Below are 26534 nucleotides of genomic sequence, written 5' to 3'. Positions count from 1 at the left end.
CTCCTCCGCCTTGCGATCGCACGCACCAGACGCCGCTCCCTGATCCGGCCTGATCCGAAGGACAGGCCCCAGGGCCTGTCCTTCGGATCAGGCCGGGTGACCGTTCTCCAGCTCCACCGGTCCCGTGCCCGTCGCCAGGACGTCCAGCGAGGCGAGGACCCGCAGGCCCAGGCTGCCCGGAAGGTGGGCGGTGACCTCCTCGCGCTCGATCAGCTTCCAGGAGAGCAGTTCCTCCTCCTGGAGCCGGATCTCCGCGAACCGCTCCTCGGCCAGCACCCCGCCGTCGTACACGTACGCCACGATCGGCGGCCGGGCCGAGCCGTGCGACCAGTCCACCGCGAGCAGCGGACCCAGGGCCGTATCCAGGCCGATCTCCTCGGCCGTCTCCCGGCGGGCGGCCTGCCGGGGAGTCTCGCCGGCGTCGGACTCGATCGTGCCGCCGGGCAGCGCCCAGCCCTCACGGTAGTTGGGCTCCACCACGAGGACGCGCCCCCCGGCGTCCCGGAAGAGCGCGGCGGCGGCGGCCAGGACGCGGGGGAGACCGGCGATGTACGTGGCGTAGTCGGTGGTGGTCATGGCGGCAGCGTAGCCAGCCGCAAGGTCCGCTCGGCCCGTGTCAGTCCTCGTCCTCGGGAGGCTCCGCGTCCGTGCGCGCCTTCGCCGCCCGGCGCAGCCGGTGGTGGCGCGTCCCGCCCTGCTCGGTGATCGCCTCGCCGACCAGGGCCCGCACCGCGTCCCCGAGCCCGTGCAGCGCGTGGTGCCGGGCCGGGCCCGCTCCCGGGTTCTCCCGCAGCCCCTTCAGGAGCGCCCAGCACAGCGCCGGCATCACCACCACGAACGGCAGCGCCACCAGGATCGTCGCCGTCTGGAGCGACTCGAGACCGCCCACCACGAGGAGGACCGCCGCCACGGCGGACATCAGGACGCCCCAGGTCACCACCAGCCAGGTCGGCGGGTGCAGCGAGCCGCCGCTCGTCAGCGAACCCATCACCAGCGAGGCCGAGTCCGCGCTCGTGACGAAGTACGTCATCACCAGGAGCATCGCGATGACCGAGGTGACCGTGCCGATCGCAGGAAGTGGGTGAGCGGCTCCCCGACCCCGTAGAACATCAGACCGATGCCCATGCCGGCGCTGAACATCATCGCGATCCACGCCAGAGGGGTGAACTCCGGCTCCGAGTCGTCCGCTCCCAGCCTGATCCGGCCGAAACGGCTCAGGGCGATCACCACGCACAGGACGAGGAAGGTGTCCGCGGCGACCACGAAGAGCCAGGCGAAGTTGGACAGCACCCACCGGAGAGCCGTGTCCGACGCGCTGCTGAAGGAGTCCTCGCCCAGGGCGGCCCAGCCGACGGCCGCGACGACGGCCGCGCTCCCGATTCCGATGACCTTCACATCGGGCTCGCCGTCGGAAACGATCTTTTCCGTGCTCATGTGACCCCCCTATGGTGCGGAATATCGGCTTATCCGGGGGTGGCACGCCGTCCGGGGGTACGGATAGGGTCGGCCTCGGCGCGACTGCACGTTCGAAAGCAAGGGATGCAAGGTGACGGACGGAGCAGCAACTCAGGTCGCTCACGTACTCGTGGCGGCCGACAAGTTCAAGGGTTCGCTCACGGCCGTACAGGTCGCGGAGCGGGTCACGGCGGGACTGCGACGGGTAGTCCCCGAGCTCACGGTGGAGACTCTGCCCGTCGCGGACGGCGGCGACGGCACCGTCGCGGCAGCCGTCGCGGCCGGATTCGATCGCCGCGAGGTCCAGGTGACGGGACCGCTCGGTGAACCGGTCACCGCCGCCTTCGCGCTGCGCGACACCACCGCGGTCGTCGAGATGGCGGAGGCCTCCGGCCTCCAGCTCCTCCCGCCCGGCGTGTTCGCCCCGCTGACCGCGACCACGTACGGCTCCGGCGAACTGCTCCGCGCGGCCCTCGACGCGGGCGCGACCACCATCGTCTTCGGCGTCGGCGGCAGCGCCACCACCGACGGCGGCGCCGGCATGCTCGCCGCGCTCGGCGCCCGCTTCCTCGACGCCTCCGGGGCCCCCGTGGGCCCCGGCGGAGCGCCCCTCGCCGACCTGGCCACGGCCGACCTCACCGGCCTCGACCCCCGCTTCGCCTCGGTCGACCTGATCCTCGCGAGCGACGTCGACAACCCGCTCACCGGCCCCAAGGGCGCCCCCGCCGTCTACGGCCCGCAGAAGGGCGCCACCCCGGACGACGTCCGCACCCTGGACGCGGCCCTCGCCCACTTCGCCACCGTCCTGGAGAAGGCCGTCGGCCCCAAGGCCGCCGAGGCGGCCGTCGCCCCCGGCGCGGGCGGCGCGGGCGGCATCGGCTACGGCGCGCTCATCCTCGGCGCGAGCTTCCGCCCCGGCATCGAGCTGATGCTGGAGGTCCTCGGCTTCGCCCCCGCCCTGGAGCGCGCCACCCTGGTCATCACCGGCGAGGGCTCCCTCGACGAGCAGACCCTGCACGGCAAGGCCCCGGCGGGCGTCGCCGCTGCGGCCCGCGCCGCCGGCAAGGAGGTCGTCGCGGTCTGCGGCCGCCTGGCCCTGCCGCCCGAGGCCCTGGGCACGGCCGGCATCCGCCGCGCCTACCCCCTCACGGCCCTGGAATCCGACCCGGCCAAGTCCATGGCGAACGCGGGCCCGCTCCTGGAGGACGTGGCGGCGTCGATCGCCCGCGACTTCCTGTCGTAGCACCTGAGGCGGGACGCCGAGCGCCGTACCCGGCCGGGTACGGCGCGCCCGTTCCCTACGGCGCGGGCAGCTCCCGCTCCGGCTTCCCGGTGCGCGGATCGAGGCCCACGGTCGTCACGGTGCCGTCGACGGTCGTGAAACGGAGGGCGTCCGGGCCCGCCCAGACGACGTCCACCAGCCCACGGGCCTCGTCGAAGGAACCGGCCCGCCAGTGGTGCGCCCCGAGCCCCGACCCGTCGACGACCGACACCCGCCAGATCAGGTCGATCATGGCGGATCCCTGCTCCACCACGAGGTACCGGTCCGCGCCTCCCGGCGCGGCCTTCCTGTCCGTCTCCTCGAAACCGCCGCTGGACATCGGGAAGACGACCATCAGGAACCACACGGTGCCGATGACCGCCGCCGCGCACACCGCGAGCACCCGCCTCCGGATCGCCGCCCGCTCCGTCAGCAGCCGCACCGCCGTGCCGAGCAGCAGGACCGCCACGAGGAAGCTCGGCCAGCGGTACTCGAAGGCGCTGACCAGGACCAGCAGCCCCATCGACTCGGCGACCCGGGGGCCGACCAGGCAGGCGACTCCCGCCGCCACCGCTCCGGCCGACAGCACCCGCCCGACGGCCCTCTGCCGGGGGCGGTCCGTACATATGTCCACAGTGATCGTCACGGGGTCATCCTCGCAGCCCCGTTCGGCCGTCGGAGCCGTTCCGACGGCCGAACGGTCCGCGACCGTCAGACGGAACCCCCCGACGCCGTCAGGCGGAACGCGTCCAGGGCCAGCGTCATCTCCGTCAGGTCCCGCGGCCGGGACAGCGACCGTGACGTCAACTGTTCGAGCCGCCGCAGCCGGTTGAAGACCGTGTTCCGGTGGCAGTAGAGGCGTCCCGCCGCCCGGCCCGCCGATCCCTCGCAGTCCAGCCACGCGTCCAGCGTCTCCAGGAGCACCGCCCGGTCCGCCGGGTCCAGCTCGAGCAGGCCTCCCAGGACGTCCGAGACCAGCAGGCTCGCCATCTCCGGCTGGCCCACCACCAGCGCACCCGCCATCCGGCGGTCGAGCCGCACGATCTGACGGCTGCCCGGCGGGCAGGTCCGCAGGGCCAGCTCCGCGAGCCGCCGCGCCCGGCCCAGCTCGGTGAGGCCCACCACCACCGGACTGATCCCGCCGGGCCCCGGGCACCGCCCGTCGAGGAGCTCCGACAGCGCGTCGAGACCGGTGTCACCGGCCAGCGCCACCACCCCCAGCTCGCAGTCCGCGCCCATCCGCCACAGGAACCGCACCCCCTCGCCCTGCACCTGCCGGTGGAACGGCTCCCGCTCCTCCCGCCGGTCGTAGCGCAGCACCACCACCGCGTACCGGCCCTGCTCCGGCAGGTCGAGGCCCGCCGCCGCCCGCGACACCAGCTCGGGCGACCGCCGGCCCTGCAGCAGCGCGTCCAGGAGCGCCTGGAGCTGCTCGTCGGTCCGGCGGCGCAGCTCCAGCTCCGTCTCCCGGTACGCCTCCGACGCCGTGTCCGCCTGCGCGTCCACCGCGGACCACACCGTCGTCGCCGACTGCATCAGGGCCGCCAGCTGCGCCGTGTCCGACCCCGCGCCCTCGATCAGCGCGTCCCACACCAGGTGCCCGGCGTGCCGGTACGCGTGCACGACCAGTTCCAGCGGCATGCCCTGCGCGGCTCGCCGCCGGCCCATCTCGTTCGCGTGCTCCAGGTCCCGGCGGGGCGAGTTCCGGGGGGCCGAGATCATCTCGATCCCGATCCGTATCGCCTCCTGGGCCTCCTGCCAGTGCTGGTCGTACGGAATGATCCGCCCGTAGGCGGGCTCGTACGCGTGAAGTTCCCTCAGATGCTCGTCCACCAGCTCCGGCACCCGCTCCAGAAGCGCCGTGCACGCCTGCGCGAGCATCTTCCAGTCGTCACCGGTCCGCCTTCTGCGCCGTCCCATGCCGGGAGGATCCACCGCCCCGGCCCCCTCCGCACAGCCCTGACGCGCACTGTTGTGCGCATGCACAGTCCGCCCCATTCCCCGCTGGTCACCGGCAGCGTTTCGGCCGCGGGACGTGGACGCGCGGCCGGGCGCGGTGTTGGGGTGAGCGCCATTGAACGGCCGAGTAACAAGAACGGCCGGGGAAAGGGGAACCATGGGAGGTACCGCACCCGCTCTCCAGGTGACGGACCTGACGGCGGGATACGGACCGGTGCGCGCGCTGCGCCGGGTGTCACTGACCGTGCCGGCGGGCGAGGTCGTCACCGTCCTGGGCGGCAACGGAGCGGGCAAGTCCACACTGCTGCGGGCCGTCTCGCGCACCCTGCGGTTCCACGGCGGCGCCGTGGTCTCCGGAACGGTGAGCCGGGACGGCCGACCGCTCGACGGGCTGCCGCCCGACCGCGTCGTCGCGGCCGGCGTCTCCCAGGTGCCCGAGGGGCGGCAGGTCTTCGCCCGGATGACGGTCGAGGACAACCTGCGGGCCGGCGCGCTCGGCAGGCGCGGCGGCCGGGTGGCGAAGGCCGACGCCCTCCGCCGGGTCCACGAGCTGTTCCCGGTCCTCGCCGAGCGCGCCCGCCAGCAGGCCGGGCTGCTCTCCGGCGGCGAGCAGCAGATGCTGGCCGTCGGCCGCGCGCTGATGGCCGCGCCGGGCCTGCTCCTCCTGGACGAGCCGTCCCTCGGCCTGGCCCCGCTGATGGCGGCCCGGATCGCGGACGCGATCCGCGAGATCAACGCCCAGGGCACGGCGGTGCTCCTCGTCGAGCAGAACGCGGCGCTCGCGCTGCGGCTCGCCTCCCGCGCGTACGTCCTGGAGGTCGGCGAGGTCACCCTGTCCGGTCCGGCCGCCGAACTCGCCGCGTCCGACGAGGTGCGCCGCCGCTATCTGGGCGTGGTCGACGAGGACGCCGCCGCCGACGCGGCCCGCGCCCGCGCCGCCCACCCGGTCCTGTCCCGCTGGGAGGAGAGCCGATGACCGACGCACCAGCGACCCCCGCGGCCGCCCCCGGCGTCCCCGCCCTCGTCGTCGAGGGCCTGACCGTCCGCTTCGCCGGGCTCACCGCCCTCGACGGCGTCGGGTTCACCGTCCGGCCCGGCACCGTGCACGCGCTCATCGGGCCCAACGGCGCCGGCAAGTCGACCTGTTTCAACGTGCTCTCCGGCGTCTACCGGGCCACCGAGGGCTCCGTCCGCCTCGGGTCGCACGAGCTGACCGAGCTGCCCCCGCACCGGATCGCGGACCTCGGCGTCGGCCGGATCTTCCAGAACCTGGCCCTGCCGCCCCGCGCCACCGTCGAGGACAGCCTGATGCTGGGCCGCCACCGGCTGACCCGTACCGGCTTCGTCGCCGCCGGCCTCCGGCTCCCGTCCGCCGCCCGCGAGGAGGCGCGCCACCGCGCCAGGGTCCGGGAGATCGCCGCCTTCGTCGGCCTGGAGAAGCAGCTCGCGCAGCCCGCGGGCTCCCTTCCGTACGGACAGCAGAAGCTCGCCGAACTCGCCCGCGCCCTCTGCATGGAGCCGAAGCTGCTGCTGCTCGACGAGCCCGTCGCCGGCATGACCGCCGACGAGCGGGTCCGTACCGCCGCCGTCATCGCCGGTGTCCGCGACAGCCTCGGCATCTCGGTGCTGCTCGTCGAGCACGACATGGGCCTGGTGATGCGGCTCGCCGACTCCGTCACCGTCCTCGACTTCGGCCGCCGGATCGCCGACGGGGCACCGGCCGACGTCCAGAACGACCCCGCGGTCGTCCGCGCCTACCTCGGAGAGGAGTCCGCCGCGTGAGCACGTTCGCCGAGTTCCTGATCAACGGCATCTCACTGGGCTCGATCTACGCCCTCATCGCCCTCGGCTTCGTGGTCATCTTCCGCGCCACCGAGGTCGTCAACTTCGCCCACGCCTCCCTGCTCCTGGCCGGCGGCTACGTCACCGCCGTGCTCCACGAGGAGATCGGCTTCTGGCCCGCCCTGCTCGCGGGCATCGCGGGCGCGGCGGTGGTCGGCGCGGCCGTCGAGTTCTTCGTCATGCGCCGCCACCGGGGCGGCGACCACAGCGTCCTCGCCATCGTCACCATCGGCGTCGACATCCTGCTCGCCACCGAGCTGACCCGCAGGATCGGCACCGACATCCTCTCCCTCGGCGACCCCTGGGGCGACGCCGTCGTCACCGTCGGCCCGGTCACGATCGCGGAGACCCGGATCGCCGCCCTGCTCGCCGCGGCCCTCCTCATCACCGCCTTCCTGCTCGCCTTCCGGTACACGTCCTGGGGCGTCGCCATGCGGGCGGCCGCCGAGAACCAGGAGACCGCCGCCCTGATGGGCATCCGGCTCGGCCGGGTCTCGCTCGGTGCCTGGGCGGTCGCCGGCGGTCTCGCGGCCGTCGCCGCGCTCTTCCTCACCGTCTTCCCGACACCGGGCCTGGAGCGGGCCACCTCGCTCGCCGCGCTCAAGGCCTTCCCCGCCGCCATCCTCGGCGGCCTCGACTCCACGACGGGCGCCCTCGTCGGCGGTCTCCTCGTCGGCGTCACCGAGTCCCTCGCCACCGGCTACCAGGGCGACCTGGCGTTCCTCGGCCGCGGGATCGGCGACCTGGCCCCCTACCTCGTCATGGTCGCGGTGCTCCTGATCCGCCCGGCCGGACTCTTCGGCACGAAGGAGCTGGCCCGTGTCTGAGACCCTCGCCCGGAGCGGCCTGCGGGTCCGTACCCCCGCGGTGTACGGGTGGGCCGCCGCCGCCCTGGTCCTCGTCGTCCTGCCGTTCTACCTGGACCGCTTCTGGCTCCAGGCGGGCCTGTTCGCGATGGTCGCCGCCCTCGGCGCGATCGGCATCAACCTGCTGACCGGCGCCACCGGCCAGCTCTCCATGGGGCACGCCTTCTTCCTCGCCGTCGGCGCCTACGGCTACTGCCTCTTCGCCGGTGACGGCGCCGACGGGCTCGCCGGACTCGGCCTGCCCGGCTGGCTCGCCGCCGTCCTCGCGGTCGCCCTCTCGGGCCTGGCGGGCGGGGTGTTCAGCCCCATCGCCGGCCGGCTGCGCGGTGCGTACCTCGGCATCGCCACCCTCGCGCTGATCTTCATCGGACAGCACGTGCTCTTCAACGCCCATGACCTCACGGGCGGCTACAACGGCCGCGCGGTCCCGCCGCTCAGCCTCTTCGGCCTCACCTTCGACGACAGCGAACTCCTCGTCGCACAGGTGCCGTTCGGCGCGGTGGAGAAGCTCTGGTACCTCGGTCTGGTGCTGCTCGTCGCCGGGGTGGTCTTCGCCCGCGGGGTGCTCAGGGGCCGCCCGGGCCGCGCCATGAACGCCATCCGGGACCACCGGATCGCCGCCGGGGTGATGGGCATCCCGGTGGCCCGCTACCGCGCCGCCGTCTTCGTCCTGTCCTCCATGTACGCGGGCCTGGCGGGCGTCCTGCTCGCCCTGGTCTTCCAGCGCACGGTGCCCGAGTACTTCGGCATGGCGCTCTCCCTCGAATACCTGGCCATGATCGTCATCGGCGGTCTCGGCTCGGTCGCCGGGGCGGTGGCCGGAGGCGTCTTCGTCTCCCTCCTGCCGCAGTTCCTCAACCGGTACAGCGAGGCGCTCCCGCTGGTATCCGCCCCGGGAACCGGCGGCATCGCCCCGGGCGAGGCAGCCCGCTACCTGTACGGCGCCGCCGTCGTCGCGGTGGTGCTGTTCCTGCCCGGAGGCCTGGCCCGGCTCGCGGCCCGGAGGCCCGGCAAACCCGAGAACCCCACACCCGACACGCCCGCATCCACCACCTCCACTCCGCCCGACACCTCTTCCACCGAACCCTCAGGGGAGCCACGATGACCCACAGACGACAGGCCGCGCGGGGCCTGGCCGCCGCGCTCGCCGCACTGGTCGCCCTCACCGCCGCCGGATGCAGCTCCAAGGCGAAGACCGACGACGGCAAGCAGACCGGCGCGGGCGGGGTGAAGACCGGCGAGGGCGTCACCGACAAGACGATCTCGCTCGGCGCGCTCACCGACATGACCGGCGTGTACGCCACCCTCGGCAAGAGCGTCACCCAGGCCCAGCAGCTGTACGTGAAGCAGGTCAACGCCGCCGGCGGGATCTGCGGCCGGCAGCTGGAACTGACGGTCCGCGACCACGGCTACGACCCGCAGAAGGCGCTCGCCGCCTACACCGAGCTGGAGCCGAAGGTCGTCGGCTACCCCCAGTTCATCGGCTCCCCGTTCGTCGCCGCCGTCAAGTCCCGGGTGGACGGCCAGGACAAGGGCCTCGTCCTCCCGCAGGCGTGGTCGGCCTCACTGCTCGGATCCCCGTACATCCGCGTCCTGGGCTCCACGTACGACATCGAGACGATCAACGCCGTCGACTTCCTGGTGAAGGAGAAGGGCCTGAAGTCGGGCGACAAGCTCGGCCACGTCTACTTCGAGGGCGACTACGGCGAGAACGCCCTCAAGGGCTCGAAGTACGCGGCGGAGAAGGCGGGCCTCACCGTCGTCGAGCAGAAGATCAAGCCGACCGACAACGACATGTCGGCGCAGGTCGCGGCGCTCAAGCAGGCCGGGGCCAAGGCCATCGTCATCAGCGCGGGCCCGCGCCAGGCCGCCTCCCTCGTGGGTGTCGCCGCCGCCACCGGCCTCAAGGTCCCGGTCATCGGCAACAACTCGGCCTTCGCCCCGCAGCTCCTCGGCACCCAGGCCGGACCCGCCCTGGAGAAGATGTACTGGTTCGCCTCCCCGAGCCTCCCCATCGGCGCGGACACCCCGGCCGCGAAGAAGCTGGTCGCCGACTACAAGGCCGCCTACCCGAGCGACGCCCTCGACAACGGCATCGTCGCCGGCTGGACCGCCGCGAGCGTCTTCGGCGAGGCACTGAAGAAGGCCTGCGCGGACAAGGACCTCACCCGTGACGGCGTCGGCAAGGCGCTCCTCACGCTGACGGCCCACGACGCCGGCTTCGGTCTGAGCCACGACCTGGGCGACCCGAAGGCCCCGTCGTCCCGCGAGTCCGTCATCATCCAGCCGGACAAGGCGGTCCCCGGCGGCATGCGCACGGTCCGTGAGCCCTTCGTCTCGGACGCCGCGAAGGCCTACACCCCCTGACCGACCCCGCTCCACCCCGTGGGCCGGGCTTCACACGCGTGAAACAACACGATGTGAAGCTCGGCCCATGAACGTGATGATCGAGGAGAACCGCTCCCACCCGCGCCTCCCTGACCTGCTGGCCGCGTACCACCTGCTCAACCAGGCCGAGAAGGGGACGCCCGTGGCGGCGGTCACCGAGCTCCCGGCCGTATACCGTGCCGAGGCCGAGGACCCGGCCGCCGCCTTCACCGCCGACACGGTCCTGCTCGCCACCCCGCCCGGCGAGGACCTCCCGGCCGGCTGTGTCGTCCTCAAGGCCCCGCACGAGGGCCGGGCGCCCGAGATCAAGCGGCTCTGGGTGGCGCCCGAGGCCCGCCGCAAGGGGATCGCGAAGGCGCTCATGGGCGAGGCCCTGCGCCGGGCGTCGGCCTCCGGCGCCTCCGTCGTGCGCCTCACGGTCTGGGACTGGCGGGAGGAGCCGCTGACCCTCTACCGGAACCTCGGCTTCCGGACCGTCGCCTCCTGGGACGAGCGGCCCGGCCTCGTCTGCCTGGAGAAGCCCCTCGCGGCCGCCGACCGCGTCGTACGCCTCACCGCCGACCAGGTGCGCGCCCACGCCCCCGACGGGCTCGCCGCGCTCCTCGTCGACGCCGTGGACGGCGGGGCCTCCGTCGGCTTCCTGGCGCCCCTGGAGAGCGCGGAGGCGGCCGCCTGGTGGGCCGGGGCCGCCGAGGAGGTCGCGGAGGGCGTACGGGACGTCTGGGCGGCCCACGCCCCCGACGGGCGCCTGACCGGTGCCGTCACCCTCGTCCGCGCCTCCACCGCCAACGGCCGGCACCGCGGCGAGATCGCCCGGCTCCTGGTGCACCGCGCGGCCCGGGGCGGGGGCCTCGGGCGGCGCCTGCTCGCCGCGGCCGAGGCCCACGCCGCCGCCACCGGGCTCCGGCTGCTCGTCCTGGACACCCAGACCGACAGCCCGGCCGAGCGTCTCTACCGCGGGGCGGGCTGGACGGCCGCCGGGACGATCCCCGACTTCGCCGCCGACCCGGCCGGCGTCCTGCGCCCCACCACGCTGTACTACAAGCGACTCGGGTAGCCCCCGGGCACGCGAAAGGGCCCCGGGGCTTTACGCCTCCGGGGCCCTTCTCGTACGTCGTCGTCGTCCGCTACGGCAGCTGTGCCGCCCGCGCCTCCCGGCTCTCACGCCGGTTGCCGCGGAAGGTGTTCACCCGACGGGCCGTCGCGAAGAGGGGGATCACGGCGCCCATCACGACCTGGAGCGCGCAGCCGGCCTGGAGCAGGAACGCGCCGCCCGGGGCGTCGAACGCCCAGGCCGCCAGCATGCCCATCGCTCCGACGATCCAGCTGAGCATCGCCACCGCGAGGACACCCCGCGGCTTCGGGTACTCGACCCGGCTCACCATCAGCCAGGCGACACCGATGATCGCGAGCAGCGTCGGGACGAACGGCAGCTCCAGGAGCACGATCGAGACCACCGTCAGCGCGCCGAAGGGGCTCGGCATGCCCTGGAACATGCCGTCCTTCATCGTCACGCAGGAGAATCTCGCGAGCCGCAGCACCACCGCGAGCAGCACCACGATCGCGGCCACCGCCGAGACCTTCTGCTGCGCGCCGGGCGTGACCATGCCGTACACGAGGACGAAGTAGGCCGGGGCCAGACCGAAGCTGATCAGGTCCGACAGGTTGTCCAGCTCTGCGCCCATCGGGGACGAGCGGAGCTTGCGCGCCACGATTCCGTCGAAGAGGTCGAAGATCGCCGCGGCGAGCATCAGGATCACGGCGGTGGCGGCGCTGTTGCGCGCCATGCCGGTCTCGGTGCTGCCCGTGAGGTGCGGGATGAGGATGCCCGTGGTGGTGAAGTACACCGCCATGAATCCACAGGTGGCGTTACCGAGAGTGAGGGCGTCCGCTATGGACAGCCTCAGCGACAGCGGCATCTCCTCGGCCTCGTCGGCCGCCTCCGCATCGGTGCCGGCGACCCAGTCGGCGGCCCGTGTGTCGGGATCAATCACGGTCAATGCGAGTCACCCCCGCCGTGGTGACCTGGCCGACCTCGACGTCGACCTCGACACCCTCGGGGAGGTAGATGTCGACGCGGGAGCCGAAGCGGATCAGACCGATGCGGTCGCCCTGCTCGACCTTCGTCCCCTGCGGGATGTACGGCACGATGCGCCGGGCGACGGCACCCGCGATCTGCACCATCTCGATGTCACCGAGCTCGGTGTCGAAGTGCCAGACAACGCGCTCGTTGTTCTCGCTCTCCTTGTTGAACGCCGGGACGAACCCACCGGGAACGTGCTCCACGGACGTCACGGTGCCGGCCAGCGGCGCCCGGTTGACGTGGACGTTCAGCGGGCTCATGAAGATGGCGACCCGGGTGCGTCCGTCCTTCCACGGCATGATGCTCTGCACCACACCGTCGGCGGGGGAGATGACCCGGCCCTGAGCGATCTCACGCTCGGGATCGCGGAAGAACCACAGCATGCCGGCCGCGAGAGCGGTGGTCGGCACGGCGATGGCCGCGGCCCGCCTCGACTTGCGCGCGCGCACGAGGCTGAGCGCCGCGGTGGCGACGGTCGGCAGAAGCCACGGCGATGCTCCGCGCGCGAGGCGTACGCCGGAGAGGCTGTCGCGGTGTGCAGAGGTTTGGCTGTGGGGCATGGATGACCTTCGTAGCGGATGATGCCGCACTGGCAACGGGGACGGCGGCTTTCCCGCGATGCTATCGGTTGCGGGGCGCAACTGGGTAAGCCAGGAACCGAGTCGACGGCCGGAAGACGAACACAGGGTGTGATCTTCTTCGCGGCCGTATCGACCCAAATCCGACAATCAACCCTGGAATCGGTACTCCTCGAGCAGCCGACGACCAATGATCATTTTCTGGATCTCGGCGGTACCTTCGCCGATGAGCAGCATCGGCGCCTCGCGGTAGAGACGCTCGATCTCGTACTCCTTCGAGAACCCGTAGCCGCCGTGAATGCGGAACGCGTCCTCGACGACCTCCTTGCAGTATTCGGAGGCGAGGTACTTCGCCATCCCTGCTTCGAGGTCGTTTCGTTCCCCGGAGTCCTTTTTGCGTGCTGCGTTCACCATCATGGCATGGGCGGCCTCGACCTTGGTAGCCATCTCGGCGAGCTTGAACTGAATCGCCTGGTGTTCGGCGATCGCCTTGCCGAAAGTGTGACGTTGCTGGGCGTACGAGACGCCCAGTTCGAACGCACGCTGAGCGACGCCGCAGCCACGCGCCGCCACGTTGACGCGGCCGACCTCCACGCCGTCCATCATTTGGTAAAACCCTCGACCGGTGGTGCCGCCGAGGACCCGATTGGCCGGAATGCGCAGTCCGTCCATGATGAGTTCGGTCGTGTCGACGCCCTTGTAACCCATCTTGTCGATCTTCCCGGGGATGGTGAGGCCGGGGCGGACCTCTCCGAAGCCGGGCTCCTTCTCGACGAGGAAGGTCGTCATCGACTTGTGGGGGGCGGTGCCCTCCGGGTGTCCTTCGTCACTCCGGACGAGAACGGCGACCAGGTTCGACGTTCCGCCGTTCGTCAGCCACATCTTCTGGCCGTTGAGGACGTACTCGTCGCCGTCCTTGACCGCCTTGGACGTGATGGCCGACACATCCGAGCCGAGAGCCGGCTCCGACATCGAGAACGCGCCACGCGTCTCGCCGGCCGCCATCCGCGGAAGGAAGTACTCCTTCTGCTCCTGCGTGCCGTGCTGCTTCAGCATGTACGCCACGATGAAGTGCGTGTTGATGATGCCGGAGACCGACATCCAGCCACGGGCGATCTCCTCCACGCACAGCGCGTAGGTGAGCAGCGACTCACCCAGACCCCCGTACTCCTCCGGGATCATCAGACCGAAGACGCCGAGCTCCTTGAGCCCGTCGACGATCTGCTGCGGGTACTCGTCGCGGTGTTCGAGCTCCGTCGCGACCGGGATGATCTCCTTGTCGACGAAGTCCCGGACGGTGGCGAGGATCTCCTGCTGGACATCGGTCAGACCGTGGGTCTGGGCGAGGCGCGCCATGGCTACTTCCCCTGTTCCTTGAGCTCCGGGCGGCCGGGCTGCTCGCCGCCGCGCGCTTCGATGTACTCGGCGGTCGGGACCATCACCTTGCGGCGGAAGACGCAGACGAGGGTGCCGTCCTGCTTGTAGCCCTTGGTCTCGACGTAGACGATGCCGCGGTCGGTCTTCGACTTCGACGGGGTCTTGTCGAGGACGGTGGTCTCGCCGTAGAGCGTGTCGCCGTGGAAGGTCGGCGCCACGTGCCGGAGCGACTCGATCTCCAGGTTGGCGATGGCCTTGCCGGAGACGTCCGGGACGGACATGCCGAGCAGCAGCGAGTAGATGTAGTTGCCGACGACCACGTTCCGCTTGAAGTCGGTCGTGTTCTCCGCGTAGTTCACGTCCATGTGCAGCGGATGGTGGTTCATCGTCAGCAGACAGAAGAGGTGGTCGTCGTACTCGGTGACCGTCTTTCCGGGCCAGTGCTTGTAGACGGCACCGACTTCGAACTCTTCGTAGGTACGGCCGAACTGCATCGGACTCAGGCCTCCGGGATCTCGAACTTGCTGGTGCGCTGCATGCCGGCGGCGCGGCCCTTGCCGGAGATGACCAGGGCCATCTTGCGGGAGGCCTCGTCGATCATCTCGTCGCCGAGCATCGCGGAGCCCTTCTTCCCGCCGGCCTCGGACGTGTAGTAGTCGTACGCGTCGAGGATCAGCTCGGCGTGGTCGTAGTCCTCCTGCGAGGGCGAGAAGATCTCGTTCGCGGCGGCGACCTGGTCCGGGTGCAGCACCCACTTGCCGTCGAAGCCCAGGGCGGCGGCGCGCCGGGCGACCGCCTTGTAGCCCTCCTGGTTGCGGATCTGCAGGTAGGGGCCGTCGATCGCCTGGAGGTTGTTGGCGCGGGCGGCCATCAGGATGCTCATCAGGATGTGGTGGTAGGCGTCCGCCGGGTAGCCGGGCGGCTGCTCGCCCACGACCAGGGACTTCATGTTGATGGAGGCCATGAAGTCGGCCGGGCCGAAGATGATCGTCTCGACGCGCTGGGAGGCCTGCGCGATCGCGTTGACGTTGTTCAGTCCCTGGGCGTTCTCGATCTGCGCCTCGATGCCGATCTTGCCGACCTCGAAGCCCATCGTCTTCTCGATCTGCGTGAGCAGCAGGTCGAGCGCCACGATCTGCTGGGCGTCCTGGACCTTCGGCAGCATGATGCAGTCGAGGTTCTGGCCGGCGCCCTCGACGACCGTGACGACGTCACGGTAGGTCCAGTGGGTGGTCCAGTCGTTGACGCGGACCACGCGGGTCTTGCCGGTCCAGTCGCCCTCGTTGAGGAACTTCACGATGGTGTGCCGGGCCTCGGGCTTGGCCAGCGGGGCGCACGCGTCCTCCAGGTCCAGGAAGACCTGGTCGGCGGCGAGGCCCTGGGCCTTCTCCAGGAAGCGCGGGTTGGAGCCGGGGACCGCCAGGCAGGAGCGGCGGGGGCGCAGCCGGTTCACGGGGGACGCGGGGCTGGTCATGCGGGGACCTCCAGGGGGTCGAGCTTGTTCGCTGTCCGGATCTCGTCGACGATACGGCCGATGATCTCCGTGATACCGAAGTCCTTCGGTGTGAAGACGGCGGCGACACCCGCCCGCTTCAGTTCTGCGGCGTCGGCGTTCGGGATGATCCCGCCGACGATGACCGGAACGTCGGTCGCGCCCGCCTCGCGGAGGCGCTCCAGGACGTCCGGGACCAGCTCGGCGTGCGAGCCGGAGAGGATCGAGAGACCGACGCAGTGCACGTCCTCGGCGAGGGCCGCGTTCACGATCTGCTCGGGGGTCAGCCGGATGCCCTGGTAGACCACCTCGAAACCGGCGTCACGCGCGCGTACGGCGATCTGCTCCGCCCCGTTGGAGTGCCCGTCAAGACCCGGCTTGCCGACGAGCAGCCGCAGCCGCCCGACGCCCATCTCCTCGGCGGTCCGCGCCACCTTCTCCCGTACGAGAGCCAGCGGCGTGCCCGCCTCGGCCGTCACCGCGACCGGGGCCGACGACACGCCCGTCGGGGCGCGGAACTCACCGAAGACGTCCCGCAGCGCCCAGGACCACTCCCCGGTCGTGACGCCCGCACGCGCGCACTCCAGGGTGGCGGCGAAGAGGTTGCCGTCGCCGGCAGCCGTCGCCTTCAGCTTCGCCAGGGATTCCTGGGCGCGGGTCTCGTCGCGGTTGTCGCGCCACTCGTGGAGGGCCGCGACCACCCGCGCCTCGTTCGCCGGGTCCACCGTCATGATGGCGGTGTCCAGGTCGGCGGTGAGGGGGTTCTCCTCGGTCGCCTGGAAGATGTTGACGCCGATGATCTTCTCGTCGCCGGCCTCGATCCGGGCGCGCCGCTCGGCGTGCGAGGAGACGAGCTGCGACTTGAGGTAGCCGGACTCGACGGCGGCCATCGCGCCGCCCATCTCCTGGATCCGCTCGATCTCGGCCAGGCACTCCTCGACGAGCGAGTCGACCTTGGCCTCGATGACGTGCGAGCCGGCGAAGATGTCCTCGTACTCCAGGAGGTCGGACTCGTGGGCGAGGACCTGCTGGATGCGGAGCGACCACTGCTGGTCCCAGGGCCGGGGCAGCCCGAGGGCCTCGTTCCAGGCGGGCAGCTGGACGGCACGCGCGCGTGCGTCCTTGGAGAGCGTCACGGCCAGCATCTCGAGGACGATCCGCTGGACGTTGTTCTCCGGCTGGGCCTCGGTCAGACCGAGCGAGTTGACCTGCACGCCGTAGCGGAACCGGCGCTGCTTCTCGTTCTCGATGCCGTACCGCTCGCGGGTGACCTTGTCCCAGATGCGGCCGAAGGCGCGCATCTTGCACATCTCCTCGATGAAGCGGACGCCCGCGTTCACGAAGAACGAGATGCGGGCGACCACTTCGCCGAAACGGTCCGCCGGGACCTGCCCGGAGTCCCGTACCGCGTCGAGCACCGCGATCGCGGTGGACATCGCGTACGAGATCTCCTGGACCGGGGTGGCGCCCGCCTCCTGCAGGTGGTAGCTGCAGATGTTGATCGGGTTCCACTTCGGGATGTTGTTCACCGTGTAGGTGATCATGTCCGTCGTGAGGCGGAGGGAGGGGCCGGGCGGGAAGACGTGCGTCCCGCGCGACAGGTACTCCTTCACGATGTCGTTCTGGGTGGTGCCCTGGAGCCGGGTGACGTCCGCGCCCTGCTCCTCCGCGACCACCTGGTAGAGCGCCAGGAGCCACATCGCCGTGGCGTTGATGGTCATCGAGGTGTTCATCTGGTCCAGGGGGATGTCCTGGAACAGCCGCCGCATGTCACCGAGGTGCGAGACAGGGACCCCGACCCGGCCGACCTCGCCGCGGGCGAGGATGTGGTCGGGGTCGTATCCGGTCTGCGTCGGCAGGTCGAACGCGACCGAGAGGCCGGTCTGACCCTTGGCGAGGTTGCGCCGGTACAGCTCGTTGGACGCCTCGGCGGTCGAGTGACCGGCGTACGTCCGCATGAGCCACGGCCGGTCCTTCTGGCGCTCAGTCATCTGTGGTCCCGGGGTCAGATGTTGCGGAAGCGGTTGATGGCGTCGATGTGCTTCTCGCGCATCTCCGGGTCGCGCACGCCCAGGCCCTCCTGGGGCGCGAGCGCGAGGACGCCGACCTTGCCCTGGTGGAGGTTGCGGTGCACGTCGTAGGCGGCCTGGCCGGTCTCCTCCAGGGAGTAGACCTTCGACAGGGTCGGGTGGATCTTGCCCTTGGCGATGAGGCGGTTGGCCTCCCACGCCTCGCGGTAGTTCGCGAAGTGCGAGCCGATGATCCGCTTCAGCGACATCCACAGGTAGCGGTTGTCGTACTCGTGCATGTAGCCCGAGGTCGAGGCGCAGGTGGTGATCGTGCCGCCCTTGCGGGTGACGTACACGGAGGCGCCGAAGGTCTCGCGGCCGGGGTGCTCGAAGACGATGTCGATGTCCTCGCCGCCGGTCAGCTCGCGGATCTTCGAGCCGAAGCGCTTCCACTCCTTCGGGTCCTGGGTGTGCTCGTCCTTCCAGAACTTGTAGCCCTCGGCGTTGCGGTCGATGACCGCGTCGGCGCCCATCGCCCGGCAGATGTCGGCCTTCTCCGGGGAGGAGACGACACAGATCGGGTTGGCGCCGCCGGCCAGGGCGAACTGGGTGGCGTACGAGCCGAGCCCGCCGCTCGCGCCCCAGATCAGGACGTTGTCGCCCTGCTTCATCCCGGCGCCGTTGCGGGAGACCAGCTGGCGGTACGCGGTGGAGTTGACGAGACCGGGGGAGGCCGCCTCCTCCCAGCTCAGGTGGCCGGGCTTCGGCATCAGCTGGTTCGACTTGACCAGGGCGATCTCGGCCAGGCCGCCGAAGTTGGTCTCGAAGCCCCAGATGCGCTGCTCGGGGTCGAGCATCGTGTCGTTGTGGCCGTCCGAGGACTCCAGCTCGACCGAGAGGCAGTGCGCGACGACCTCGTCGCCGGGCTTCCACGAGTTCACGCCCGGGCCGGTGCGCAGCACGACGCCCGCGAGGTCGGAGCCGATGACGTGGTACGGCAGGTCGTGGCGCTTGCTGAGGTCGCTGAGCCGGCCGTAGCGCTCCAGGAAGCCGAACGTCGACACCGGCTCGAAGATCGAGGTCCAGACCGAGTTGTAGTTGACGGAACTGGCCATGACCGCGACCAGGGCCTCGCCCGGGCCGAGCTCGGGCAGCGGCACGTCGTCGAGGTGCAGCGACTTGCGCGGGTCCTTGTCACGGCTGGCGAGCCCGGCGAACATCTCCGCCTCGTCCTTGTGGACGGTGACCGCCCGGTACGACTCGGGGAGCGGGATGTTCGCGAAGTCGGCGGACGAGGAGTCCGAGGACTGGATCGCGGCCAGGATGTCCTTCACGGGGTTGCCTCCGGCGGTGCGGCGTCCTGGGGCGGACGCGCTGAGGGTTACGTCTTGGAGTGCTGCTGTGGAGGTGTGCCGTCGGTTCGGCGGGTGGAGCGGTGGCTGCGCCGGTGGGCGCGGTGGGTGCCCCGCGAGGGGCAGGTGCCTGTGACGCAGGCGTCCGGGCGCACAATCACGATCGCTTGCGGGGACAGCCGGCGCACGAGGAGACCTCTGCGCGCCGGCCGCCCGGACAACATCAACGTATGGCACGCCGTGTCACGTGACAAGGCACTGCGTGCCAACAATTTCACTCATATGCAATCTGCCGGTCACATGTGAGCGATGATCGATCGAAGAAGAGGCGAAAACGGACGAAGGCCGCCCCCTTCCCAGGGGGCGGCCTTCGTTTCTCGGTCTGCTCGGGTTCAGCTCTTCCGCAGGGCCTGCTGGATCGTGCGCATGACCTCGTCCAGCGGCGCGTCCGTCCGGGCCACGGCGACCACCACGTCGCCCTCCGTGGAGGCCACGGCGGCGGGCCCCGGGGAGGCCGGCTGCGGAGAAGTGGCGGGCCGGGCGCCTATGCCCGAGCCGAAGGTCTCCCGGACGATCGCGAAGGCGTGGTCCAGCTGGGCCTCCACGTCGCCCTGCCCGCCCGCCCGCAGCCAGCGGCGCAGGACGTGGTTGTGGGCCGTGACGACCGCCGAGGCGGCCACCTCCGCGAGCAGCGGGTCGTCGTTGCCGTCGTGGTGGTCCCGCTCGTCGAAGTGCCCGAGGAGATAGCGCGTGAACAGGCGCTCGTAGCGGGCCACCGAGGCGATCTCCCGCTCCCGCAGCGTCGGCACCTCACGGGTGAGCCGGTACCGCTCCACGGAGACGGCGGGGGACCCCGCGTACATCTTCATGACCTCCTTGATGCCCCGGCACACCGTGTCGAGCGGGTGCTCGTGCGGCGGGGCCGCGTTCAGCACCGCCTCCGCGCGCACCAGCGTGTCGTCGTGGTCCGGGAAGATCGCCTCTTCCTTGGAGCGGAAGTGACGGAAGAAGGTCCGCCGCGCGACCCCGGCCGTGGCCGCGATCTCGTCGACCGTCGTGGCCTCGTACCCCTTGGTCGCGAAGAGCTCCATCGCGGCGGCGGCGAGCTCCCGGCGCATCTTGAGCCGCTGGGCGGCGGCACGAGTGCCGGCCGCGCTCTCCGGAGCATCGGACGGGGAGGTGGCACGGGGTGTCTTCGCGGCCTTGGGCATGGTCCGAACGTACTGCATCGGAGGGAGAGTGTGCCCAGGTGGGGGCGGGGAGGCCCCCGGGACACCGACGGTGCCCGGGGGGCTCAGCAGACCGCCCCAGCCGACCCCTCCGGGCTCAGCGTCGGGCATATTCGCGGAAGCCGCGCCCCGTCTTGCGGCCCAGGCAGCCCGCCGCCACCAGGTGCTCCAGGAGCGGGGCCGGGGCGAGGCCCGGGTCGCGGAACTCGCGGTGCAGCACCTGCTCGATCGCGAGCGAGACGTCCAGGCCGACCACGTCGAGGAGCTCGAACGGGCCCATCGGGTAGCCGCCGCCCAGCTTCATCGCCGCGTCGATGTCGTCCAGGGTCGCGTAGTGCTCCTGGACCATCTTGATCGCGTTGTTCAGGTACGGGAACAGCAGCGCGTTCACGATGAAGCCGGCCCGGTCGCCGCAGTCCACCGGGTGCTTGCGGATCTTCGTGGTGACCTCGCGCACGGTCGCGTGGACGTCGTCGCCGGTCAGGACCGTACGGACGATCTCGACCAGCTTCATCGCGGGCGCCGGGTTGAAGAAGTGCATCCCGATGACGTCCTGCGGGCGCGAGGTGGCGCGGGCACAGGCCACGACCGGCAGCGAGGAGGTCGTGGTGGCGAGCACCGCGCCCGGCTTGCAGATCTTGTCGAGCCGGGCGAACAGCTCCTGCTTGATCCCCAGGTCCTCGGCGACCGCCTCGACGGCCAGGTCGACCTCGGCGAAGGCGTCCAGCGTGCCCGCCGCGGTGATCAGGGCGAGCGTCGTGTCGCGCGCCTCGGCCGTCATCCGGCCCTTGTCGACCGAACGGGCCAGCGACTTGGCGATACGGGCCTTGGCCGTGTCCGCCTTCTCCTGCGAGCGGGCGGCGAGCACGACCTCGTAACCGGCCTTGGCGAAGACCTCGGCGATGCCGGAGGCCATGGTGCCCGAGCCGGCGACGCCGACCGAACGGACCTCGCGGCCACCGGCGGCCTCCGCGGAGCCGAGCGGGGTCAGCGCGTCCCGCACCACCTCGCCGGAGCCCGGCGCCTCGTACGTGTAGAAACCGCGGCCCGACTTGCGGCCGGTCAGACCGGCCTCGCTGAGCTGCTTGAGAATCGGGGCCGGGGCGTGCAGCCGGTCGTGCGAGTCCGCGTACATGGCCTCCAGGACCGTACGGGCCGTGTCGACGCCGATCAGGTCGAGCAGCGCAAGCGGACCCATCGGCAGGCCGCAGCCGAGCCTCATCGCCGCGTCGATGTCCTCGCGGGAGGCGTACTTGGCCTCGTACATGGCGGCGGCCTGGTTCAGGTAGCCGAAGAGCAGCCCGTCCGCGATGAAACCGGCCCGGTCGCCGACCGCCACCGGCTCTTTGCCGAGGTCCTGGGCCAACCGGGTGACGGCGTCGACGGCCCGCGGGTCGGTCAGCACCGAGGAGACCACCTCGACCAGCTTCATGGCCTGGACCGGGGTGAAGAAGTGCAGCCCGAGGACCCGCTCGGGGTGCGCCGAGTCGGCGGCGAGCCGGGTCACGGAGAGCGCGTTGGTACCGGTGGCCAGGACGGCGTCGGGCCTGACGATGCCGTCGAGGGCCCGGAAGACCTCCTGCTTCGCCTCGTACGACTCGGGCACGACCTCGATCACGAGGTCGGCGTCGGCGGCCGCCTGGAGGTCGGAGAAGGTACGGAAGCGGGCCAGGACGTCCTGCCGCTCCTCCTCGGTGATCCGCTCACGGGCCACCGCGCGGGCGGTGGAGGCCTCCAGGGCGGCGACGGCCTGGGCCGCGGCGGTGTCGCTGATGTCGATGCCGATGACCTCGCGGCCGGCGCGGGCCAGGACATCGGCGATACCGGTGCCCATGGTGCCGAGACCGACGACGGCGATGGTGGAGAGAGGGGTGTCCATCAGGGGACTCCTGAGAGGAAGAGTGACGACTGAGGGCAGTGCGTGCGAAGGCGATACGCGCGGGTGGTGCCGCTGAATTGCGCGAGGAGAAGTCGCGCGGGAGAAGGCCCGAAGAAAGGGCGGTGCCCGGTGAAAGGGGCGACGGACTCTGTCCCGGAGCCGCGTCGAAACTGCCGAACCGACGAAACGCTCGCAACGGCTGCGTCACCAGGCCGTTGTGAGAAGTGCGGGTGGGTGTCCCGCTCACCTGAGACTAACCGGCCGGTAACGAGCGCGCCAGTCCCGGGAAGTTGAGGAAAATGTGATCTGGATCGCGGATAGGCTCGGATTCATGGAATACGCCGAGGATCCGGAATTCTGCTCGATGATCGATCGATTGCGGGACGAGATCGAGAATGAGACCGGAGAGATCCCCGCCGCATTCGAACACCTCGCGCGAACCGCCGATCCGGAAGAGCTGCACGGCGCCCTCACCGCACCCGCGCAACCCCTCTGGGCCCGCGAGATCGCCGCCTACGTCCTCGGTGTCGCGGGCGACCCGCGCGCCTTCGAAGCGCTCGTCCTCCTCCTCAACCACCGCGACCCCGAGCGCTGCGTCACCGCCGCGCACGCCCTGACCCGGCTCGGCGACCCGCGCACCGCCCGCGCCGCCGCCGCCCTCGCCACCAACGAACTCCGCGTCGCCTACGCGCTGCTGCCGGTCCGGCTGCTCGCCGCGCTCGGCGCCCCCGAGTCCGTACCGGCCCTGATCACCGTCCTCGAACGGCGTCTTCCCGCCGACGACCCCCACTGGCGGGTCGGCCTCGCCTGCGTCGAGGGCCTCGGAGCCCTCGGCGACCCCCGGGCCCGCCCCGCCCTGGAGGCGGCGCTCCCGCACCCCCGGCTCGGCGCGGCGGCCGAGCGGTCCCTGATCCGGCTCGCCCCGGCCGCCGAGTAGGCCGGCGGACGGGCGGGCGGCGCGTCGACGGAGCGGACGCGGCCCCGCCCCGGGGTCGTCGGCCGGATCCACCGGCGGTGCCCGCCTCCCCGGGGGCACGGACACCGCCGGTGGGTCCACCGCGACGTCAGCGCACGTGGCCGAGGAGCCCGTGCAGGGTGGCGCCGGTCCTCTCCGTACGCAGGGCGCCGGCCCGGTTGCCGGACTTCTGCCCCGCCTTCTGCCCGGCCTGCTGTCCCGTCTTCTGCCCTGTCTTCGGTCCGGCCGGGGCGACGGGGTCCGGCTCCGGCTCCGGAAGCGCGGCGCAGACCGCGTCCACCTCCGCGTCGCCCTCGGCGCGCGGGACCTTGCCCGTGGCGAGGTACTCCACCAGGTGCCCGTCCATGCAGTCGTTGCCGCCGAGCGTCACCCCGTGGTTCTCGCCGCCCTCCTCGACCACCAGGCTGGAGCCGCGCATCAGCCGGTGCAGGGCGACCCCGCCCTCGTACGGCGTCGCCGCGTCGTCCGTGGCCTGGAGGATCAGGACCGGCGGCACCTGGTCGTTGGTGACGTCCGGCGGGGTGAGGGACTCCACCGGCCAGAACGCGCACGGCGCGTTGTACCAGGCGTTGTTCCAGGTCGAGAAGGGCGCCTTGGCGTGCACGTCCCAGTTGTCCTTGCGCCAGACGTTCCAGTCACGGGGCCAGCCCGCGTCCCGGCACTGCACGCTCGTGTAGACCGAGTAGCCGTTGTCGGCGGCGGCGTCGGCCTCCCCGTACCGCTCGTACGCCTCCGTCAGCGGACCCGCGTCCGCGTCGTTGACGTACGCCGAGAACGCGCTCGCGAGGCGGGGCCAGTAGCCGTTGTAGTACCCGCCGGGCAGGAAGGTGTCCTCCAGTTCGCCCGGGCCGACCTTCCCGCCGGCCGGGGCCGCGCGCAGCGCGTCGCGCATCCGGTACCAGGCCGCCTCGACCGCCGCCGGGTCGGTGCCCAGCTTGTACACGGCGTCCTGCCGGGCCACCCAGGCCATGAAGTCCTTGTGGCGGGTGTCGAAGGCGTAGTCCTGCGCGATGTTGTCCTCGTACCAGACGCCGTGCGGGTTGACGACGGAGTCGAGCGCCATGCGCCGCACCCGGTCCGGGTGGAGCCGCGCGTACACGGCGCCCAGGTAGGTCCCGTACGAGTAGCCGAGGTAGTTGATCTTCGGGGCGCCGAGCGCGCGGCGGATGACGTCCAGGTCCCGTGCGGTGCTCACGGTGTCGATGTACGGCAGCACGTCCGCGTACTTCTCGCCGCAGGCCGCGGCGAAGGCCTGCGCCCGCTCGATCGCGGCCCGTTCACCCGCGGCGCTGCTCGGCACCGAGTCCGGGCGGACCGGATCGAAGTGGCCGGGCCGGCAGTCGAGGGCGGGCTCGCTCTTGCCGACGCCGCGCGGGTCGAAGCCGATGACGTCGTACTCGGCGGCCACCTTCAAAGGCAGGGAGGCCGCCACGTACCCGGCCATGGTCCGCCCGCTGCCGCCGGGCCCGCCCGGGTTCACGAGCAGCGGTCCCTGGAAGGTCTTCGCGGTGTGCGGGACCCGGGTGAGGGCGAGCGTGACGGTCCGGCCGACCGGGTCGTCGTGGTTGAGCGGCACCTTCAGGGTGGCGCACTGGAGCTTCGGGTACGCCTTCGTGGCACAGCCGGTCCAGGCGAGCGGGGGGAACGGTCGGGGGGCCGGTTCACCGGCGCCCGCGGGGGCGGCGGGCAGGACGGTGACCGTCCCGGCGACCAGCGCTCCCGCGGCGATCAGCATTCCTGCGCGTGGGGTCATAGGACGTTTGTGTCCCGAACGGGCCGCGACGGGAACTGTTTCAGCGAGAGTTGACCCGAACGGAGGGGAATCCGACGGCGTGTCAGGTGATCGGTCCGATGGTCGGAAGAATCGAAGGAGGGGCGGTCACAGGAGGGTCGGCGGGGTGGTGGTCACAGGAGGGTCAGCTGCTCCGGGGCCGCCGCCGCCTCCGGTTCCTCCGGTACGGGTGTCCGGCGCGCCGCTCCCCGATCCGCGGGACCGATGCCGAACTCGGCGGCCATCTCGTGCACCTGACGGGTGATCCGGCGCTGGTACCAGGTCGGCGCGTAGGCCCCGTCCGCGTACATCCGCTCGTACCGCCGCACCAGGCCGGGGTGGTGGCGCCGCAGCCACTGCATGAACCACTCGCGGGCGCCCGGCCGCAGATGCAGCACGAGCGGGGTGACCGAGCTCGCCCCGGCCTCCGCGATCGCGCGGACCGTGTCGCGCAGCTGCTCGGGCCGGTCGCCGAGGAAGGGCACCACGGGGGCCATCAGGACCCCGCAGTCGATGCCGTGCTCGCCCAGTGTGCGGACCACGTCGAGGCGGCTCTGCGGGGCGGGGGTGCCGGGTTCGACCGTGCGCCAGAGCTCCCGGTCGGTGAAGCCGACGGAGACCGAGATGCCGACCTCGGTGACCCGGGCGGCCTGGGTGAGGAGCTCCAGATCGCGCAGGATCAGCGTGCCCTTCGTGAGGATCGAGAAGGGGTTCGCGTGGTCCCGCAGGGCGGCGAGGATGCCCGGCATCAGGCGGTACCGGCCTTCCGCCCGCTGGTAGCAGTCCACATTGGTGCCCATCGCTATGTGCGCGCCCTGCCAGCGGGCGGAGGCGAGCTGGCGGGCCAGCACCTCCGGGGCGTTGGTCTTGACGACGATCTGGGAGTCGAAGCCGAGTCCGGTGTCGAGGTCCAGATAGCTGTGGGTCTTGCGGGCGAAGCAGTACACGCACGCGTGCGTGCAGCCCCGGTACGGGTTGACCGTCCATTCGAACGGCATGCGGGAGGCGCCCGGCACCCGGTTGAGGATCGAACGGGCGCGCACCTCGTGGAAGGTGATGCCCCGGAACTCGGGGGTGTCGAAGGTGCGGGTGGTCACCGAGTCCGCGCCGAACAGGGCGATGTCGGCGGGAGCGGCAGGGGTGTCGCCCAGATTGTCCCAGCGCACGGACGCCTCCTCGGTGGCTCTGCTCCGGCTCCGCTTCGACTTCACGTCGGCCGTTCGACCAGAATAGAACAACTGTTCCCTTGATCGCCGCAACCCGGATTTCGTGCCCCGGAGCCCACGTGGTTCGCTTGGCCCACACCCCTGAGGAACCACGAGCTGGAGGAAGTCAATGGCGCAGGTCGAGGCCACGACGGAACGAATCATCGCCGCGGACGCGGAGACGGTGTTCGACGCGCTGGCCGACTACAGCGGCACGCGCGCGAAGGTGCTCCCCGAGCACTTCAGCGAGTACGAGGTGCGCGAGGGCGGCGACGGCGAGGGCACCCTCGTCCACTGGAAGCTCCAGGCCACCAGCAAGCGCGTCCGCGACTGCCTCCTGGAGGTCACCGAGCCCACCGACGGGCAGCTCGTCGAGAAGGACCGCAACTCCTCCATGGTCACCACCTGGACCGTGACCCCCGCCGGCGAGGGCAAGTCCCGTGCCGTCGTCACCACCGTCTGGGACGGTGCCGGCGGCGTCGGAGGGTTCTTCGAGCGGACCTTCGCGCCCAAGGGCCTCGGCCGGATCTACGACGCCCTGCTCGCCAAGCTGGCGGACGAGGTCGAGAAGTAACGAGCCGGGGAGCGCCGAGCCGAGAAGTAACGACCGGAGCGTTCACCGGTTCGAGTGGATCGCCCGCACCCCCGTTACCCGCGCCCCGTGCGCGACGGGGGCGCGGGCCTCCTCGTAAAGGCGCTGATGAGCGACCCAAGTGCGCCGTAGTGCCCGGCCGTTCGGCACCCCGGACGCCACCGCCCTCCCATACCGCCCGACTTGCTCCCCCTTCGTGCCCAATGCGAAGAATGGCGCG

Annotated in this window: 23 protein-coding genes and 1 pseudogene; 9 read left to right on the top strand and 15 right to left on the bottom strand. The window is 71.4% G+C overall.

What is annotated here, in order from left to right; all coding sequences use genetic code 11:
- Positions 1-87 precede the first annotated feature (87 nt).
- Entirely contained in the window at positions 88-576 is a 489-nt protein-coding gene (locus ACFWUY_RS08915; protein ID WP_384103981.1) for an NUDIX domain-containing protein, read from the bottom strand.
- 40 nt (positions 577-616) lie between these two features.
- Positions 617-1434 (bottom strand): annotated as a pseudogene (locus ACFWUY_RS08910) (BCCT family transporter).
- 112 nt (positions 1435-1546) lie between these two features.
- Between ACFWUY_RS08910 and ACFWUY_RS08905 the strand changes: the two are divergent.
- On the top strand, positions 1547-2698 hold the full coding sequence (locus ACFWUY_RS08905) for a glycerate kinase (protein ID WP_384103978.1): 1152 nt from the start codon (positions 1547-1549) through the stop codon (positions 2696-2698).
- A 55-nt stretch (positions 2699-2753) separates the two neighbouring features.
- Here ACFWUY_RS08905 and ACFWUY_RS08900 read toward each other — a convergent pair whose 3' ends face one another.
- Together ACFWUY_RS08900 and ACFWUY_RS08895 are read right to left on the bottom strand one after the other, a co-directional pair.
- Positions 2754-3362 (bottom strand): hypothetical protein, encoded by a 609-nt coding sequence (locus tag ACFWUY_RS08900; RefSeq protein ID WP_384103976.1) that lies wholly within the window; start codon positions 3360-3362, stop codon positions 2754-2756.
- A gap of 65 nt (positions 3363-3427) precedes the next feature.
- Positions 3428-4636, bottom strand: coding sequence for a PucR family transcriptional regulator (locus ACFWUY_RS08895; protein WP_384103973.1), 1209 nt, complete (start codon positions 4634-4636; stop codon positions 3428-3430).
- Positions 4637-4832: 196 nt separating this feature from the next.
- Between ACFWUY_RS08895 and ACFWUY_RS08890 the strand changes: the two genes are divergently transcribed.
- From ACFWUY_RS08890 to ACFWUY_RS08865, 6 genes are all read left to right on the top strand, one after another.
- Positions 4833-5651: an ABC transporter ATP-binding protein gene (locus tag ACFWUY_RS08890; RefSeq protein ID WP_384103970.1), complete on the top strand. Its 819-nt coding sequence runs from the start codon at positions 4833-4835 to the stop codon at positions 5649-5651.
- Positions 5648-6457, top strand: coding sequence for an ABC transporter ATP-binding protein (locus ACFWUY_RS08885; RefSeq protein WP_384103967.1), 810 nt, complete (start codon positions 5648-5650; stop codon positions 6455-6457). Before ACFWUY_RS08890 ends, ACFWUY_RS08885 begins: the two co-directional genes overlap by 4 nt.
- The gene (locus tag ACFWUY_RS08880) at positions 6454-7344 is read left to right on the top strand and encodes a branched-chain amino acid ABC transporter permease (protein ID WP_384103964.1); all 891 of its coding nucleotides are present in this window, start codon (positions 6454-6456) and stop codon (positions 7342-7344) included. The genes ACFWUY_RS08885 and ACFWUY_RS08880 overlap by 4 nt, the downstream gene beginning before the upstream one ends.
- Positions 7337-8488 carry a branched-chain amino acid ABC transporter permease gene (locus tag ACFWUY_RS08875; RefSeq protein ID WP_384103961.1) on the top strand — a complete coding sequence of 384 codons (1152 nt, stop codon included), beginning with the start codon at positions 7337-7339 and terminating at the stop codon, positions 8486-8488. The genes ACFWUY_RS08880 and ACFWUY_RS08875 overlap by 8 nt, the downstream gene beginning before the upstream one ends.
- Complete coding sequence (locus ACFWUY_RS08870; RefSeq protein WP_384103959.1) at positions 8485-9750, top strand: ABC transporter substrate-binding protein; 1266 nt, start codon at positions 8485-8487, stop codon at positions 9748-9750. The genes ACFWUY_RS08875 and ACFWUY_RS08870 overlap by 4 nt, the downstream gene beginning before the upstream one ends.
- Before the next feature lie 67 nt (positions 9751-9817).
- Positions 9818-10828 carry a GNAT family N-acetyltransferase gene (locus ACFWUY_RS08865; protein WP_384103956.1) on the top strand — a complete coding sequence of 337 codons (1011 nt, stop codon included), beginning with the start codon at positions 9818-9820 and terminating at the stop codon, positions 10826-10828.
- Between the two features lie 70 nt (positions 10829-10898).
- On the opposite strand, the gene pssA is transcribed toward ACFWUY_RS08865, so the two are convergent.
- The 9 genes from pssA to ACFWUY_RS08820 all read right to left on the bottom strand — a co-directional run bounded on the left by pssA (position 10899) and on the right by ACFWUY_RS08820 (position 21770).
- Positions 10899-11765 (bottom strand): CDP-diacylglycerol--serine O-phosphatidyltransferase, encoded by an 867-nt coding sequence (gene pssA / locus ACFWUY_RS08860; RefSeq protein WP_384104002.1) that lies wholly within the window; start codon positions 11763-11765, stop codon positions 10899-10901.
- Entirely contained in the window at positions 11758-12414 is a 657-nt protein-coding gene (locus tag ACFWUY_RS08855) for a phosphatidylserine decarboxylase (RefSeq protein ID WP_384103953.1), read from the bottom strand. Before ACFWUY_RS08855 ends, pssA begins: the two co-directional genes overlap by 8 nt.
- Before the next feature lie 168 nt (positions 12415-12582).
- Entirely contained in the window at positions 12583-13788 is a 1206-nt protein-coding gene (locus ACFWUY_RS08850; protein WP_384103948.1) for an acyl-CoA dehydrogenase family protein, read from the bottom strand.
- 2 nt (positions 13789-13790) lie between these two features.
- Positions 13791-14303, bottom strand: a complete 513-nt coding sequence (locus tag ACFWUY_RS08845; protein ID WP_384103946.1) for a MaoC family dehydratase — start codon at positions 14301-14303, stop codon at positions 13791-13793.
- Between the two features lie 5 nt (positions 14304-14308).
- Positions 14309-15283 carry an HpcH/HpaI aldolase/citrate lyase family protein gene (locus tag ACFWUY_RS08840; RefSeq protein WP_384103943.1) on the bottom strand — a complete coding sequence of 325 codons (975 nt, stop codon included), beginning with the start codon at positions 15281-15283 and terminating at the stop codon, positions 14309-14311.
- Entirely contained in the window at positions 15280-17292 is a 2013-nt protein-coding gene (locus ACFWUY_RS08835) for a protein meaA (protein WP_384103940.1), read from the bottom strand. The genes ACFWUY_RS08840 and ACFWUY_RS08835 overlap by 4 nt, the downstream gene beginning before the upstream one ends.
- Before the next feature lie 14 nt (positions 17293-17306).
- Entirely contained in the window at positions 17307-18644 is a 1338-nt protein-coding gene (ccrA, locus tag ACFWUY_RS08830) for a crotonyl-CoA carboxylase/reductase (RefSeq protein WP_384103938.1), read from the bottom strand.
- A 410-nt stretch (positions 18645-19054) separates the two neighbouring features.
- Positions 19055-19891 (bottom strand): TetR family transcriptional regulator, encoded by an 837-nt coding sequence (locus ACFWUY_RS08825; RefSeq protein ID WP_384103935.1) that lies wholly within the window; start codon positions 19889-19891, stop codon positions 19055-19057.
- A gap of 97 nt (positions 19892-19988) precedes the next feature.
- A complete protein-coding gene (locus ACFWUY_RS08820) occupies positions 19989-21770 on the bottom strand; it encodes a 3-hydroxyacyl-CoA dehydrogenase family protein (protein WP_384103932.1) in 1782 nt (593 codons plus the stop codon).
- A 331-nt stretch (positions 21771-22101) separates the two neighbouring features.
- On the opposite strand from ACFWUY_RS08820, the gene ACFWUY_RS08815 reads away from it, so the two are divergent.
- Entirely contained in the window at positions 22102-22707 is a 606-nt protein-coding gene (locus ACFWUY_RS08815) for a HEAT repeat domain-containing protein (RefSeq protein ID WP_384103930.1), read from the top strand.
- Positions 22708-22834: 127 nt separating this feature from the next.
- Here ACFWUY_RS08815 and ACFWUY_RS08810 read toward each other — a convergent pair whose 3' ends face one another.
- Positions 22835-24499, bottom strand: coding sequence for an alpha/beta fold hydrolase (locus ACFWUY_RS08810; RefSeq protein ID WP_384103926.1), 1665 nt, complete (start codon positions 24497-24499; stop codon positions 22835-22837).
- Positions 24500-24651: 152 nt separating this feature from the next.
- Positions 24652-25683: an Rv2578c family radical SAM protein gene (locus tag ACFWUY_RS08805; RefSeq protein ID WP_384103924.1), complete on the bottom strand. Its 1032-nt coding sequence runs from the start codon at positions 25681-25683 to the stop codon at positions 24652-24654.
- Positions 25684-25852: 169 nt separating this feature from the next.
- Here ACFWUY_RS08805 and ACFWUY_RS08800 point away from each other — a divergent pair, with 169 nt between their 5' ends.
- Entirely contained in the window at positions 25853-26296 is a 444-nt protein-coding gene (locus tag ACFWUY_RS08800) for an SRPBCC family protein (RefSeq protein WP_365780064.1), read from the top strand.
- Positions 26297-26534 lie beyond the last annotated feature (238 nt).

This window comes from Streptomyces sp. NPDC058664, assembly GCF_042716635.1.
In the GTDB taxonomy this organism is placed as follows: domain Bacteria; phylum Actinomycetota; class Actinomycetes; order Streptomycetales; family Streptomycetaceae; genus Streptomyces.
The sequence above is the reverse complement of the archived record's forward strand: the minus strand, read 5'-3'. Positions and strand labels throughout refer to the sequence as shown.

What these genes read in the sequence shown, in the direction of transcription:
- ACFWUY_RS08885 (WP_384103967.1), top strand. Translation starts at nt 5,648, where the DNA reads ATGACCGACGCACCAGCGACCCCCGCGGCCGCCCCCGGCGTCCCCGCC.
- ACFWUY_RS08815 (WP_384103930.1), top strand. Translation starts at nt 22,102, where the DNA reads ATGGAATACGCCGAGGATCCGGAATTCTGCTCGATGATCGATCGATTG.
- ACFWUY_RS08825 (WP_384103935.1), bottom strand. Translation starts at nt 19,891, where the DNA reads ATGCAGTACGTTCGGACCATGCCCAAGGCCGCGAAGACACCCCGTGCC.
- ACFWUY_RS08850 (WP_384103948.1), bottom strand. Translation starts at nt 13,788, where the DNA reads ATGGCGCGCCTCGCCCAGACCCACGGTCTGACCGATGTCCAGCAGGAG.
- ACFWUY_RS08915 (WP_384103981.1), bottom strand. Translation starts at nt 576, where the DNA reads ATGACCACCACCGACTACGCCACGTACATCGCCGGTCTCCCCCGCGTC.
- ACFWUY_RS08800 (WP_365780064.1), top strand. Translation starts at nt 25,853, where the DNA reads ATGGCGCAGGTCGAGGCCACGACGGAACGAATCATCGCCGCGGACGCG.
- ACFWUY_RS08855 (WP_384103953.1), bottom strand. Translation starts at nt 12,414, where the DNA reads ATGCCCCACAGCCAAACCTCTGCACACCGCGACAGCCTCTCCGGCGTA.
- ACFWUY_RS08810 (WP_384103926.1), bottom strand. Translation starts at nt 24,499, where the DNA reads ATGACCCCACGCGCAGGAATGCTGATCGCCGCGGGAGCGCTGGTCGCC.
- ACFWUY_RS08845 (WP_384103946.1), bottom strand. Translation starts at nt 14,303, where the DNA reads ATGCAGTTCGGCCGTACCTACGAAGAGTTCGAAGTCGGTGCCGTCTAC.
- ACFWUY_RS08835 (WP_384103940.1), bottom strand. Translation starts at nt 17,292, where the DNA reads ATGACTGAGCGCCAGAAGGACCGGCCGTGGCTCATGCGGACGTACGCC.
- ACFWUY_RS08895 (WP_384103973.1), bottom strand. Translation starts at nt 4,636, where the DNA reads ATGGGACGGCGCAGAAGGCGGACCGGTGACGACTGGAAGATGCTCGCG.
- ACFWUY_RS08840 (WP_384103943.1), bottom strand. Translation starts at nt 15,283, where the DNA reads ATGACCAGCCCCGCGTCCCCCGTGAACCGGCTGCGCCCCCGCCGCTCC.
- ACFWUY_RS08820 (WP_384103932.1), bottom strand. Translation starts at nt 21,770, where the DNA reads ATGGACACCCCTCTCTCCACCATCGCCGTCGTCGGTCTCGGCACCATG.
- ACFWUY_RS08870 (WP_384103959.1), top strand. Translation starts at nt 8,485, where the DNA reads ATGACCCACAGACGACAGGCCGCGCGGGGCCTGGCCGCCGCGCTCGCC.
- ACFWUY_RS08890 (WP_384103970.1), top strand. Translation starts at nt 4,833, where the DNA reads ATGGGAGGTACCGCACCCGCTCTCCAGGTGACGGACCTGACGGCGGGA.
- ACFWUY_RS08865 (WP_384103956.1), top strand. Translation starts at nt 9,818, where the DNA reads ATGAACGTGATGATCGAGGAGAACCGCTCCCACCCGCGCCTCCCTGAC.